The organism is Melioribacteraceae bacterium, from assembly GCA_030584085.1.
Taxonomy (GTDB): Bacteria; Bacteroidota; Ignavibacteria; order Ignavibacteriales; family Melioribacteraceae; genus SURF-28.
This window is the reverse complement of sequence record CP129490.1, coordinates 1,761,705-1,776,306: the sequence shown is the minus strand read 5'-3', so window position 1 is coordinate 1,776,306 and position 14,602 is coordinate 1,761,705. Positions and strand designations below refer to the sequence as shown.

Below are 14,602 nucleotides of genomic sequence, written 5' to 3'. Positions count from 1 at the left end.
TAGAATATGGACTTTATTCTAACTAGTTGGGGATTTCCAATCCAACAAATCTTGTTCCGCCTTGTGAATCGATTACTTTTAGAAGAACAGCACTACCAGCTTTAGATTTAACCGCATCATCAAAATCTACGACTGATTCTACCGGTTTACGATCGACTTCGGTTATCACTAATCCTTGAGCCAAACCTTGGTCATAAGCTTTGCCAAATCTTTTTACTTCAGTAATTAAAACTCCGTACTCAGTATCAAATTTCTCTAGTTGATCGCTTTTCAAATCCTTAATTTTCAAACCAATGTTTCCGATTTCAATTTCATCAATTTTTTTATCTAAATCGCGATCTTTCTTTGACGAACTATTTGAAGCGGTAGCAGTTTGATTATCATCTCTTGCTTTCAATTTAATTGTACGCGTAATTGTTTCACCATCTCTATAAAGGGTTAATTTCACAATATCATTTGCACGTTTTTTGGCAATATAAGCCTGCAGTTCATTCGGTTGATTAACTTCAACATCATCTACCTTTAAGATTACATCTCCTGCTTTAACATCTTCTTGAGCTGCTGAGCCGTCTTTCATAACTTCTTGTATTAACACACCTTTTGGTTTATCAAATCCGATTGCTTTCGCTGTCGCAGAATTAACAGCTTCAATTCTCACCCCAATGTAACCACGATTTACCGTACCATTAACAATCAGATCCTCTGCAACTGCTTTAGCTAAATTTATTGGTATAGCAAATCCGTAACCTATATAACTAGATGTGATTCCATCAGTAGCAATTGCACTATTAATACCAATAACAGCACCACTTAGATCGACTAAGGCCCCACCGCTATTTCCTCGATTAATCACAGCATCTGTTTGTATATAATTTTCAACACCGTAACTATCTCGAATTAGATTTAAACTTCTTCCGAATGCACTAACGATTCCGGCTGTAACTGTCGAGGTAAATGCCAACGGATTTCCGATTGCCATCACCCATTGACCTACTTTTAGATTATCGGAATCTCCTAAATAAGCCGCTGGAAGATCACTTGCATCAATTTTTATTACTGCCAGATCAGTGAGTGGATCGGTACCGATAACTTCCGCATCGTATGATGTTCTATCATTCATATCAACTGTAACTTGTGATGCATTTTCGACAACGTGATTATTGGTTAAGATATACCCATCTTCTGAAATTATTACACCACTACCGGAACCTTGTCTTTCACGAGGGATATCTTCGCGAAAAGGCATAAAGAAATGGAAGGGATCTCTTTTATTTTCTTCTCGTTCAACTCTGGAAATAACTCTTATCTGAACAATAGAAGGAGTGACTTTTTCAGCAACCTCAATAAATGCATTGTTAAAAGTAAGAAGTTCAGGATCAATATCCTGGACGGGAGCTGCGTCTGAACCAATTCTAACATCTGCTAAACCGGGTCTCACCCAGCCAAAGCTTGAAACTAAAACCGCACCAAAAATAACTCCAAGCACGACAAGTGAAAATGCCGCAACAAGATTTTTTGTACGCATAATTTATCCTCCAATATTGGAATACTTTCTAAAGTGTGTAAATGGATTTAATACCTTTGAATTCCGGTATATGATATTTCAAAAACTTTTCAAAAAACGAAACAAGTCTGTTTAAGTTCTCGATTGAATATTTACATTCGTTTTGCCTGCCGCTTAGACAAATTAATAATTTGAAAAGTTCCTTAGAAAACTCGAAGTTTATTAATTGATGTTTCCCGCAATTAACACACATAAATCCTTTTTCCTGATTATACAACACATCTGAGTTCTCATCCAAAGGATTTCCGCAAATTTTACATTCGTATTCTTTTAATGAATATCCGAGCTCATCAATAAAGAACATTAAATACTTAACAAATAATAACTGTGGATGGTTCTCTTCTTTATCCATTAGATTAAGAATTTTTATAGTTCCCCTAAATAATTTTGAGTTCTGTTCATTAGAAATTATTAATGAATTTAATAGTTCCAATACACCTGAAGCATATTTAAGGGAATCTAGGTTTTGTTTTATATGTGGGAAATGAGAAATGAGGTCGGCTTGACTAATAAGTTGGACTTCTCTGCTTTGCTTCTTATAAAATATTACTTGCACATGATTCATAACATCTATTATTGCTCCAAATTTTGATTTGGATGATCTTCCTCCTTTTATAATACAAGTCTCTTTTCCAAACTCTTCGGTAAAGAGAGTTACAATTTTACTAGTGTCTCCAAAATTTAGTTTAGTGAGAACTATTGCATTCGTTTTTTCGAGATGACTCATTAAAATTTATAAGGAGGTTTGTGTAATGATTTTTCGGTAATGATAGCCGTTATAAGGTGATTTGGAGTTACATCGAATGCCGGCGCATATACTTCGTATTTGTCTTTTGTAATCTGCACATCTTTAATTTTTGTAATTTCTGTTTTAGATCTTTCTTCAATAATAATATCTTTCCCGGATTTTAATGATGTATCAATTGTGGAAGTCGGTGCAACGATATAGAATGGTATTTTATGATGGGAACATAAAACAGCTAGATTATATGTCCCGATTTTGTTAGCAGCATCACCGTTAGCAGCAATTCGATCAGCACCCGTAATAACCATATCGATTTTTTTTTGTGACATTAGCATAGCCGCGGTAGAGTCAGTATTAATTTTAAATGGAACATTAGCTTTCTCTAATTCAAAAGCAGTTAATCTACTTCCTTGCAATAACGGGCGGGTTTCATCGGCATAAACTAACTTTACCAACCCTTTTCTAAAAGCATTTATTATTACGTATAATGCTGTTCCTCCGCCACCGGTTGCTAACTGTCCAGCATTACAATGAGTCAACACTGTTTTTGGTGAATCGAAAATTTCAAGACCATTTGCTGCCATCTTTTCACATTTTTCTATATCGTCTTGGTGAATTGATTTTGCTTCTGATAACAATTCAATATAGATATATCTGCTAAATTTCACGGAGTTGAAAACATTTTTCATTTTATCTAAAGACCAAAAAAGATTGACTGCGGTAGGTCGTGTTTGACGAAGCCTTTCATATACTTTTTGAAAATGCAGATCATTATTTTCAACTTGATTCTTAAATGAAAGTGCAACTGCATAAGCTGCAGCTACGCCAATCGCGGGTGCGCCACGAACTTCCAATTTTTCAATTGATTCAGCAATTCGATTGTAATCGTCAGTTTCGATATAGACTTCTTCTAACGGAAGTTTAGTCTGATCAATTAAAATAAGTTTATCGTTTTTGAAATCTATGGTTTTAAAGTCGTTCATCTTCATCGAAACGTGTTAACTCTCTAAATTCATGAAATCTAGATTGTATTTCTAAAGTAGATAAATTTTCCAATCCTTTTGTGCTGAATTTTTCTACACAGAATGAAGCCATGGTGCTGCCGTAAATTACGGCTCGTTTAATATTGTCGAAACTAAAATCAGAAGTCTTATGCATATATCCGGCAAAACCACCGGCAAAACTATCACCCGCACCGGTTGGATCATAAATATTTTGAATAGGATATGCTGGTGCCGAGAAGATTGTTTGATCTCCAAAAAGAAGTGCGCCGTGCTCACCTTTTTTAATTACTAAATATTCCGGTCCTTCAGCTCGAATCATTGCAGCTGCTTTAATCAGGTTTGGCTCCTTGGTTAGGAGTCTTGCCTCAGAATCATTTATAATTAATACGTTTACATGTTTTAGTACTTCAAGCAGTTTATCTTTAGCGTTTTCAATCCAGAGATTCATTGTATCACATACAATGAATTTAGGATTTTCGAGTTGATCTAATACTTTTAATTGCAGTTCGGGTTGAATATTTCCTAAGACTACGTGACTACTTTTTTTATAGCGTTCCGGAAGTTGTGGGTTAAAATCTTGAAATACATTTAAATCCGTGAACAATGTATCACGATTATTAAGGTCATAATGATACTTCCCTCCCCATCTAAATGTTTTACCGCCTTCGACAACTTGTAATCCATCTAAATCTACATTATGATCTTCCAATAGTTTAATATGGTCTTTTGAAAAATCTTCACCGACAACACCAACTAAATTAATTGGACCGGTAAAATAGCTTGCCGCTAATGAAAAATAAGTGGCTGATCCACCGAGTGCATTATCAACTTTATCGAATGGTGTTTCAACGGAGTCTAACGCAATTGAACCTACAATTAAGATACTCAAAACTGATCTCCTCTTTATAATTTAATTTCAACAAAATTTAAGAAGCTTTTTTCTTTAGTAAAGTACTCGTAAATTATTTCAACGGAATTTCTTTGTCCACGCCATGCTAATAATTTTTTAGCTTCATCAAGGCTTACCCACTTATATTCGGAATGCTCATTTGAAATAGTAACTTGGCAATCCAAATCCACTAAAGCTGCAAAAACCGGTACCATACAAATGTAATCTTTCTTCGGTTCGTAAAATGAATTAACATTTGGAACTACCCAAAATTGTTTGGGCAATAAACTCGTTTCTTCCTTTATTTCACGAAGAGCAGTTTGATAAGCTTTCTCATTTTTATCAATTGATCCGGTAACCATTTGCCAAACACCGGAATAGATTTCACCATCACTTCTTTTTAGTAGAAGAAATTCAATTTGGTTTTCGTCAATTTGGCGAAATATATGAGCTTCGATTAAGAATGTGGTTAAATGCATAAGACTGAACTTTGTACAAACAAAAATCCGAAAAAGGTATGTAGTATCCAAACTTGGATTAGAAATAAGCTCTTGCTTCAGCCCTCATTGTATGAATTACTTTTCCCGCTCCTTGAAGTCTGCCATCATAATTAAGTGTTGTTTGTAAATTACCGGCAATTCTAAAATCAAAATTGACACGCCAAAAATAGTTTTTACCTATTACTCTCCCCTTTGTAATTTCAAATGGGATTATATTGTTTGCCGAACTAGCGCTCAATTCATTCCTCTCAAGTTCAACTCTTAATCTACCTCTTCCGGAAAAATTAAGGTTCATCCTTAGTATTTGGGCATTGGCATCAACAAGTGTTGGCACTTCGGGGTAATCATCCCGGCTTTCAGAAAATTTAATTACAAAACCAAATTCCAAATTGCGTTCCGGTCTATATGAGAAATCGCTTGTTAATTCGTTGGTTGAAACAATACGTGCACGATTTGATGTAACCGGTGCAGAGTTATTATCAATTGTATTTGTGTACTCGGTTTGATTTGATATTTCTTCGACCATCTGAAATCTTATTCGCATTCCTCTTTCGCGATAGAAACCTTTTTCAGTTCCTCCGGCAAATTGATTCAGGTTTCTTCTTTGAGTAAATCTAAATCTAAAAGAAAGATCATTTTTGTTTTTGAAAAGAAAAATATCTTGTTGTAGAAGATTTGAACCACGAATAGTTGTCGAATCATTCAAGAAATGTGAGAAGTTAAGAAGATAAATTTTAGCAGTATTTTGTTCTTTACTATTTTCTTCTACTCTCCAATATGTCTCAGTTGAAATTGGATTCAAGATTGTTGAAATGAATGAATCATTTTTGAAGATTCTTGCAAATTCTGTTTTCCATCTTGTACTTGTTTTCAAATCAATTACCGGGAAAAGTTCATCGGTAGGAACTGTCAGTAATATATATTCACCGTCGAATAGTGCGGGTTCAAATTCATTTTCATCTTTAATGCCGTTATTATTTAGATCACCAAGATAGATATAATTACCTGTTCCTTTTTCAACTAATACAAAGACTTTTTCTTGTCTTGCGCTTTTTTGTGTGGAGACTTCGTAAAATAAATCCCCGTCTAAAAATCGGTCAAATAAATTTGCTCGCGATTGTGATCTTATCAGAATTGTTTCGAAATCTAAGTAACCGATTTCCTTAAATTCTTGAGTATAATTTTTGTTTCGTAATGTAAAATTTAGTGAAGTATTGAAATCTTTTATTCCACTGTAACTTACTTTGAAATTTTTGGTAATTGCTTCGGATTGTTTTTGGATTATACCATTAAGTGGAAAAGATTCTTCACGTATAGAATATTCACCAAGTAAATTTAATCCACCCCAATTAATCAATTCGAGATATGGTGTGTACTCAAAATAACGAAGACTGCTTAACATTAATGAATCATTTGAATCGTAGTCTTCTTTATTTTCATGTAAAAATTTTAAACCCGGTTTAATGACACCAATTTTATAAAATGTATTTCCGTCTTGCTTCAACCAATTTGTTGAGAAACCTCTGTTTGAAGAACTGACATAATCAAGATTATAAGTTAAGTTGAATGATTCAGGATCTTCATAATTAGTTTTAACTAAGTATCGTTTTGACGAAAACAAATCACCGCGACTTAAACTACCCAATTGTGAATAAATATTAAGACTCTCAATTGGAATTAAGGTTAATCCAACTTCTCTTAATTCTTCATCGTATTTCTCTTGATCAACAACATTATAATTTCTATTGAATTCGATTTCATCAATTCTATCAATTGCGGTAAATCTGTCTTGAATAAATCGATCCTTGTAATTGAATCCTATTTTTCCAAAAGATAAATCACCGATTTCAATTTGAGATGGATCAAGTTTTATTTCGATATTTCTCGCGTAACCAAAATTGTCCGAATCATCCAAACTTGAAAAAGTATTTTTATCCCAATTACTTCCTGCAAGTTCCATTTTAATATTGAGATTGTTAAATGGTCTTCCTTCGATTAAAATGTTTGCCATTTGTCTGCTTGCCGGAAGTGGAAGATAAATAATCGGAAGATAACTCCCTTGTCCAATTCCGACAAACTCATAATTACCAAGACCACGTTTTAAGTAATCTCCTTGTCCAATACCGACAAACGTAAAGCTCACATTATAGATTGCACTGTCACTTCCGGGATTGTAAAAATAATATGTAAATGGTTCTCCGTTAAATGTTGTGTCTATTTTTTCATAAATACCTCGAACAATACCAGTAGAATCCGGTTGCGCTAACCTTGCACCACTTTTTACAGCTTTACTTCTATCATCACCGGCATTTTCCAAAATGATTTTGTCTTCATCTGAAATAGAAATATCAATTGGATTATTCTCGTCATCGCTTTCTTGAAAGAATCCGACACTAAGTTTTAATCGATCTTCAAAAAAGTTAGTCTTAACATTCCCTGCGAAGAAGTTTCTCTGATATTGTCTATCCGAGTATTCGAAATCTATTGTAATTCTTGAAGCGGAAGTAATTAAACGATTTGGTGTGAATGTAACTTCAGCGTTTGCATATTCGATTGTATAATCATTGTTTTCACCACGACGCATTTCTTGACCGTCAATATAAACTCTTTCACTTCCGGCAATAACAATTATATTATTTTCATTATTCTCTCCATACAACCTATATGGACCTTGATTTCCTTCTTCACCGTTGAATTGATTTGTTGTAAACTTTCCTCTTGAACCGGCTATTGCTCCGGATGCTGATAACTCATCAAAGAACAATTCTCCTTTTAATCCTTGCAATTTTCTTGTTATCCTTCCAAACTCACCAATACTTTCTGTATAATCATAATCACCGAATGTGCCGATCGCGTTTGGATGTCGAACCTCGATAAATACTTTATCTAGTTCATCCAATGTTTCGGTGTTACCTTCCGGTTGAATTGGAGTATTTTCATCAGTAAGAGCGGCAACAATTTCTATTTCGTCTGATAAATTACCGGATAGCTGGAGTCGTAAACCACTTTCTAAAGTAAAATCTTTATTTGTCCCTACTGTAAAACCACGGACAATAGAACCACTTTTTTGAATATTATCACCGAATATTGCTTCGGAAGTAAATCCAGATGACTCAACTCTTGAAACTCTAATCGAGTCATTAAGTATATCATCGTATCTCACAATAAGCGATCTTCTTTTATACTCCTTACGAAGTGATAATTTGAATGTATTGTAAGTTACATACAATGTGTCAATTAAGCGGGGTGTAAGATTTTCGTTTAATGTTATTGTTCCGTCACTTAGATTAATTTTATAATCTTTCGAAGAAAGTAAATTTTTATTGTATCGAACAGTCTCAGAATTTGGAATGATAGCGATTGAATTTAGATGAAATTCGCGTTGAAGATTTACTTGAAATGTATCGGTTACCGAAATGATATTATTATATTCTTGAGCAAAAGCTGCCGAATAGAGTATTACGAAAAATATTAATTTTGTGATTTGCCGAATCAAATATTCAATTATAGAAATGAAAAATAAAAACTAAGTGGATAAAATTACTAATTCAAGACAAAAGATAATTCCAATCAGTTCTTATTCATATCTAAGTGCTTCAATTGGGTCTAAGTTTGATGCTTTTATTGCCGGATAAACGCCAAAAACAACGCCAACTAAAGTAGTAACAGTCAATCCAATCATTATCCAATCAATGGGAACAACAACCGAAACATTTATCATTATCGCAACCAAATTACCACCTAGTACGCCAAGAACTATTCCGCCAATTCCACCTATCTGTGAAAGCACAATAGCTTCTGCTACAAATTGAGAACGAATTATGGATTTTCTCGCACCTATTGCTTTTCGTATCCCAATTTCACGCGTACGTTCCGTGACCGAGACAAGCATAATATTCATAATGCCAACTCCGGCTGCAAGCAACGCAATGAATGCAACAACACCGGCACCCAGCTTGAAATACTTTGTTAGATCATTGAACTGGTCAACCAATTGGTCATTTGTTACAATTTCAAAATCGTTATCTTCTCCGATTGGAACTTTTCTGATTACTCTTAATGCTCCAATCACTTCATCCATTGTTCTTTCCATTAACTCAGGACTCGGAGCCATTATTGTAAATGTTGCTCCTCTTTCTTCACCATACATCCTTTCGAACATAGGTAACGGTATTGCCACAAAATTATCCTGACCGCTTCCTAAAACACTTCCCTTTTTCTCGAAAACACCAATAACTTCAAAAGGTTGATTATCAACTTTAATTTCTTCTCCGATTGGATCAACATTTTCAAAAAGTTTATCAGCCACATCTTTACCAATAATGGCATATCGTCTTATATAATCCATGTCCTGTATTGTAAATCCACGACCAAATTCCACTTTTAAGTCATTTACCATAAAGTTGTCTAAATCAGTTCCTATAACATTTACATTCGGATTGGTTGATAGATTCTTATATTTAACAATATTCCCACCATCATCCATCTCAATTCCGATTGCTGTAGGAAGTATTGTTAATTCTTTCAACCTTCTACCTTGGTCTGATGTAAGATCTTTTCGGTTACGGTACATTCTCCAATGACCCGGACCCATCCTTACTGCCGGATATTTCTGAATAATAAAATTATTAGTACCAATCGAACTAAATGCATCTTCTACTGTTTTTTGAACAGCACCAATGGCAGTCATCACAATTATGATCGAGAACAAACCAATTCCAATTCCAATTAATGTTAAAATTGATCTTAGCTTGTTGGTTCTTAATGAATCGAAAGCCATTACAATTGATTCTTTGATTTGCATAAAAAATTCCTATTCGTATCTTAATGCATCAACCGGATCCATTTTAGCCGCCTTGTATGCCGGTAAAAATCCGGAAATAATTCCGACCATTGCAGAAATAAATAATGATAAGAAAACTATATCCAAAGGCATTGCCGTTGGTAAAAACTGATCTATTACTAAACTAAGAGGATATGATATAATTAAACCGATAATTCCACCAATCAAACAGATCACAGCAGCTTCCACTAAAAATTGTGTTAAAATTGACCATCGTTTTGCTCCGATTGCTTTTCGAATACCAATTTCTTTTGTTCTTTCTGTTACAGAAACAAACATAATATTCATTATACCGATAGCACCGACGAATAATGATAATGCCGTTATTACAATTCCTGCAGTAGCAATTATACCTACAGTTTGATCATATACATCGGTGAATACATCTTGTTGATTAACTGCAAAATCATTTGGTTGACCGGGTGGAACTTTTCTTATAACTCTGAAAATTGCTGCAATTTCTTCTTTGGCTTCATCTATCTTATTAGCATCTTTTATTTTAACATTAATTTGCAAGTTGCCCCTTCCACCGAAGGCTCTTTCAAATACTTTTAAGGGCATTATTATTTGTCCGTCTAAACTAAAAGAACCCAAAAATCCACTGCCTTGCTTTTCTAACACTCCGACGACTTTGAAGGGAATCCCACTTATTTTTATTGTCTTCCCGAGAGCAGATTCGTTTGGAAATAAACCGTCAGAAATATCTTGTCCAATTACACAAACCCGTCTCGAAGCTCTTACTTCTAATTCATTAATAAATCGCCCATCTTGTGGTATGGCATTTCCCGTTTCTGAATAATCTTCAGTTGTACCGTAAATTAATGTAGCTTCCACTGAGCGGTCTTCAAATTTGATTGTTCTTCCAAAAGTTCTCTTGTTTGGAGCCATTGCTTGGTAACCGGTGTAAGTTTTTTGCAATTGCTCAAATTGTTCAACAGTAATATCCTTTCGATTTCGATAATATCTCCAATCCTCACCTCCAAACCATTCAAATTTGTCTATATATAACACATCATTGCCGAATGAAGCAAGAGAACTGATAAAGGCTTCGCGTAAACCAACAATTGCAGTACTCATAGTTGTAACAGCTACAATGCCTATAATTATACCAAGTGTTGTTAATATCGAGCGCATCTTGTTAGCTCTGATTGCTCGTAATGAAATGAGAATACCTTCTTTTAACTCGATGAGGAAATTTTTCATAGCGTGCCAGTTTTTAAAAGCTTAAGATATTATTATTCGCAGAAATAAAAAAGCATTTGCTAAAATTAGACAAATGCTTATTGAGAAAGGTATAGTTTAGAGATATAAACTATTCATATCGTAAAGCTTCGATCGGATCTAGATTAGAAGCTTTGATTGCTGGGTAAGTCCCGAATATAATACCAATCATAACACATAAGAAAACTCCAACAAGTACCCAATCCATGGGAATAACTGCAGTTGCATTTAATAATGAGCCAGCAAAGTTCCCAACGGCAATCCCAAGAATGATACCAACGATTCCACCACCTAAACAAAGTACAATCGCTTCTGAAATAAATTGTATTAAAATGTTTACTTTTCTTGCTCCAATAGCTTTTCGTACACCAATTTCTTTCGTTCGTTCCGTTACTGACACAAGCATAATGTTCATAATTCCAACTCCGGCGGCAAGCAATGCAATTAATCCGATAACGTAGGCACCAATTTTTATTCCTTCGGTCATCTCATTAATTTGTGAGAGAACCGATTCATTTGAGTAAATATCAAAATCTCTATCAGCACCCGGAGGAACTTTTCTTAGAGTTCTCATAATTCCTTCGGCTTGCATTTGTGTGTCTTCATAATCGTCCGGGTCATAAACAGCAACTGTCAAATTTAGACTTCTATTTTCTGAACCATAATGTGATTGAGTAAATGTAATAGGTACAAAAGAATAATTGCCTTCATTTCTACCAAACATTCCTTTATCTCTGTTATCAAGCACGCCAATAACTTTGAGACGGTTTCCGTCAACATAGATTTCTTCTCCAAGCGGTTCTTCATATGGTTCAAACAGCGTATTTTTAATATCTTCACCCAACACAATAACTCGCGCAGAACTTTCTAAGTCTCTTTGATTAATAATTCTTCCTGCAGTCACAACCCAATCATTGTTAGAAAAAGCTTCCGGAGTAACACCACACATAGAAATATTCGGATTAGTCTTTTTGTTTCCACGTTTCAATAGTTTACCACCTTGCCAATCTTCGGCACCGATCGAGGCGAGATGGCCTAATTTGTCTTGCAGAACATAGTAATCGTTCAAATTAATATTTTTACGATTCCGTATTTCCGCCCAATTTTCAGTACCCGTTCCTACAGCAGGCCATTTTTGAATTTGAAATGTGTTTTTGCCCAGTGCTGAAACGCCATCTTCAATACTGGTTTGAAGCATAGCAATAACAGTACTAATTGAAATGATTGAGAAGATTCCGACTACAATTCCTAAAACAGTTAATGATGATCTAAGCTTATTTGCTTTAAGAGAATTTAGAGCTACTTTAATAATTTCGAAAATTAACATTTATTCATACCTCAAGGCTTCAATAGGATCTAAATTAGCCGCCTTAAATGCGGGATAAGTTCCAAATATAACACCAATTATTACGCAAAGAACAACTCCAACAAGAACCCAATCCATTGGAATTGTTGCTGTTGCTTCTAAAAGTGAACCGGCAAAATTTCCGGCTCCTAAACCAAAAATTATTCCGACGATTCCGCCAAGTAAACATAGAGTAATAGCCTCAACCAAAAATTGAACAAGAATATTACGTCTTCGAGCACCTATAGCTTTTCGAATTCCTATTTCTCTTGTTCTCTCGGTGACCGAAACGAGCATAATATTCATAATACCCACTCCGGCAGCAAGTAGTGCGATTAAGCCTATGACATACGCTCCTAATCTCACACCCTCTGTCATTTCATTAATTTGCAACAGGACAGATTCATTGGAATAAATATCAAAATCATTTGCAGCTGCAGGTGGTACTTTTCTAATAGTACGCATAGCACCTTCAGCTTGTAAAATTACATCATCATATTCTTCTTTTGTGTCCACGCTTACCGTTATATTTATGCTCCGTGTATCACCATATAGTGCTTGCATGGTAGTTATAGGAATATAATTATCATTTCCTTGATCTCTTCCAAACATTCCTCCAGCTTTACTATCCATTACTCCGATCACACGAAATTTATTCCCGTCCATTTTAACTTCTTTACCAATAGGATCTTCGAACTCGAATAATAATTCAGCTACAGAGGAACCTAAACATATGACTCTCTCAGCTCTGTCAACATCATTTTGATTTACCGCTCTTCCCTCTTTTGCATACCAATCATTATTCGGAAATGCATCAGGTGTTGCACCGCAAACTGAAATGTTAGGGTTCGTTTCTTTATTTCTAAAGGAAATTTTTCTACCGAAATTCCATTGCTCAGCACCAACATATTTCGCATCAAACAGCATGTCTTTGAGTCTTGTATAATCATCATAAGTTATATCTTTGCGATTCCTAATCTCAGCCCAATTTTGTGTACCGTTACCAACAGCAGGCCATTTTTGAATCTGGAAAGTATTTTTTCCTAAAGCTGAAACGCCCTCTTCAATACTTGTCTGAAGCATCGCAATGACAGTACTAATAGAAATAATGGAAAAAATCCCGACAATGATTCCAACCATTGTAAGAGTAGATCTTAATTTATTAGAACGCAGTGCTGATAATGCTACTTTTGAAGTTTCAATTAACCTCATAACTTTCCCCCGATGAAGTTATTCCTATTCATATCTTAATGCATCAACCGGATCCATTTTTGCGGCTGTATATGCTGGTGCCAGACCAGAAATAACCCCTGTTAATACAGAAATTACAATCGCGAGAATGACTGCATCAACTTGAACCGAAGTCGGTAAAAATTGATTGACCACCATACTTAATAGAACTGCTATAGCTAAACCAACAAATCCACCCATTAAGCAAATTATTGATGACTCAAATAAAAATTGTCCGAGCACAGTTCTTCTTTTAGCACCGATAGCTTTACGAATTCCAATTTCTCGAGTTCGTTCTTTAACTGAAACAAACATAATGTTCATAATACCAATGGCACCAACAAAAAGAGCTAAACCGGTGATAAAGTATCCAGCAATTTTTATAACCGAAGTTGTCTGATTTATATTATTCAGCAAACCTTCTTGTTGATTAATTGAAAAATCATTTTCATCCGCATAAGAAAGTCCTCGGATTTTTCTCATCAAACTGATAGCTTCATCTTTGGTATCTTGTACAAGAGCATTATTTTTGGCTCTAACATTGAAAGTTATACTTCGGAAATCGGATCTATGAAAATATTTGAATACAACATCGATTGGAACGAACGCTTGATTATCGGGATTGAAATTGCCCATAATAAAACTTCCTTGCTGAGCAAGTATTCCAATTACTTTGAATTTTCTTCCCTTAATTTTAATGAATTCGTTTAATCCACCACCCCTTGGGAAAAGACTTTCAGCAACGGATGAACCTATAACCACAACATTTCTGGCTGAGTTACTTTCTAATTCAGTAAAAAATCTTCCTTCGGCAAACTCCAGATTTGTGGTTTTAATATAATTATGGTTAGTACCGGTGATCATGTTAAAGTACAGAGTATTGTCCTTAAACTTTAATGTTTGATTTGTCCACACAGTAGGAGCAACGGCTTCCGGTAATTTGGCAAGAGATTCATATTGTTTGAATTCATCAAGATCAAGGTTTTTTCTGTTTCTTACTTCCCACCAAGGGATATTGTTATCAAACCATGACCATTTATCAATATAAAGATTATCTGAGCCAAGAGCAGCTACACCATCTTGAAAGGCAATGTCCATCCCCTTAAGTGCAGTCGACATTAGTACAACTGACGTTACACCAATAACAATTCCAAGAGTTGTCAAAATGGATCGTATTTTATTTACACGGATTGCGCGGAAAGATATAAGTAAACTTTCCTTCAATTCAAATAGGTATTGACCCATTTGTTCCCCCCAAATG

The 14,602-nt window shown here is 34.9% G+C and carries 11 protein-coding genes; all 11 read right to left on the bottom strand.

From position 1 onward, the window contains the following. Positions 1-22 precede the first annotated feature (22 nt). Positions 23-1,525 carry a trypsin-like peptidase domain-containing protein gene (locus tag QY331_08170; GenBank protein WKZ71218.1) on the bottom strand — a complete coding sequence of 501 codons (1,503 nt, stop codon included), beginning with the start codon at positions 1,523-1,525 and terminating at the stop codon, positions 23-25. Between the two features lie 28 nt (positions 1,526-1,553). Next, a complete protein-coding gene (gene recO, locus QY331_08165) occupies positions 1,554-2,291 on the bottom strand; it encodes a DNA repair protein RecO (protein WKZ71217.1) in 738 nt (245 codons plus the stop codon). Further along, the gene (gene mtnA, locus QY331_08160; GenBank protein WKZ71216.1) at positions 2,291-3,292 is read right to left on the bottom strand and encodes an S-methyl-5-thioribose-1-phosphate isomerase; all 1,002 of its coding nucleotides are present in this window, start codon (positions 3,290-3,292) and stop codon (positions 2,291-2,293) included. The genes recO and mtnA overlap by 1 nt, the downstream gene beginning before the upstream one ends. Next, positions 3,279-4,202, bottom strand: coding sequence for a PfkB family carbohydrate kinase (locus QY331_08155; protein WKZ71215.1), 924 nt, complete (start codon positions 4,200-4,202; stop codon positions 3,279-3,281). Before QY331_08155 ends, mtnA begins: the two co-directional genes overlap by 14 nt. A 14-nt stretch (positions 4,203-4,216) precedes the next feature. After that, positions 4,217-4,681 carry an NUDIX pyrophosphatase gene (locus tag QY331_08150; protein WKZ71214.1) on the bottom strand — a complete coding sequence of 155 codons (465 nt, stop codon included), beginning with the start codon at positions 4,679-4,681 and terminating at the stop codon, positions 4,217-4,219. 58 nt (positions 4,682-4,739) lie between these two features. Continuing rightward, positions 4,740-8,198: a hypothetical protein gene (locus QY331_08145; protein ID WKZ71213.1), complete on the bottom strand. Its 3,459-nt coding sequence runs from the start codon at positions 8,196-8,198 to the stop codon at positions 4,740-4,742. Positions 8,199-8,279: 81 nt separating this feature from the next. Then, positions 8,280-9,506 (bottom strand): ABC transporter permease, encoded by a 1,227-nt coding sequence (locus QY331_08140; GenBank protein WKZ71212.1) that lies wholly within the window; start codon positions 9,504-9,506, stop codon positions 8,280-8,282. Positions 9,507-9,515: 9 nt separating this feature from the next. Next, positions 9,516-10,748 carry an ABC transporter permease gene (locus tag QY331_08135; GenBank protein WKZ71211.1) on the bottom strand — a complete coding sequence of 411 codons (1,233 nt, stop codon included), beginning with the start codon at positions 10,746-10,748 and terminating at the stop codon, positions 9,516-9,518. 109 nt (positions 10,749-10,857) lie between these two features. Beyond that, positions 10,858-12,093: an ABC transporter permease gene (locus QY331_08130; protein WKZ71210.1), complete on the bottom strand. Its 1,236-nt coding sequence runs from the start codon at positions 12,091-12,093 to the stop codon at positions 10,858-10,860. Continuing rightward, positions 12,094-13,323, bottom strand: a complete 1,230-nt coding sequence (locus QY331_08125; GenBank protein ID WKZ71209.1) for an ABC transporter permease — start codon at positions 13,321-13,323, stop codon at positions 12,094-12,096. Positions 13,324-13,347: 24 nt separating this feature from the next. Next, positions 13,348-14,586: an ABC transporter permease gene (locus QY331_08120; GenBank protein WKZ71208.1), complete on the bottom strand. Its 1,239-nt coding sequence runs from the start codon at positions 14,584-14,586 to the stop codon at positions 13,348-13,350. Positions 14,587-14,602 lie beyond the last annotated feature (16 nt).

What these genes read in the sequence shown, in the direction of transcription:
- QY331_08170 (WKZ71218.1), bottom strand. Translation starts at nt 1,525, where the DNA reads ATGCGTACAAAAAATCTTGTTGCGGCATTTTCACTTGTCGTGCTTGGA.
- recO (WKZ71217.1), bottom strand. Translation starts at nt 2,291, where the DNA reads ATGAGTCATCTCGAAAAAACGAATGCAATAGTTCTCACTAAACTAAAT.
- mtnA (WKZ71216.1), bottom strand. Translation starts at nt 3,292, where the DNA reads ATGAACGACTTTAAAACCATAGATTTCAAAAACGATAAACTTATTTTA.
- QY331_08150 (WKZ71214.1), bottom strand. Translation starts at nt 4,681, where the DNA reads ATGCATTTAACCACATTCTTAATCGAAGCTCATATATTTCGCCAAATT.
- QY331_08140 (WKZ71212.1), bottom strand. Translation starts at nt 9,506, where the DNA reads ATGCAAATCAAAGAATCAATTGTAATGGCTTTCGATTCATTAAGAACC.
- QY331_08135 (WKZ71211.1), bottom strand. Translation starts at nt 10,748, where the DNA reads ATGAAAAATTTCCTCATCGAGTTAAAAGAAGGTATTCTCATTTCATTA.
- QY331_08130 (WKZ71210.1), bottom strand. Translation starts at nt 12,093, where the DNA reads ATGTTAATTTTCGAAATTATTAAAGTAGCTCTAAATTCTCTTAAAGCA.
- QY331_08125 (WKZ71209.1), bottom strand. Translation starts at nt 13,323, where the DNA reads ATGAGGTTAATTGAAACTTCAAAAGTAGCATTATCAGCACTGCGTTCT.
- QY331_08120 (WKZ71208.1), bottom strand. Translation starts at nt 14,586, where the DNA reads ATGGGTCAATACCTATTTGAATTGAAGGAAAGTTTACTTATATCTTTC.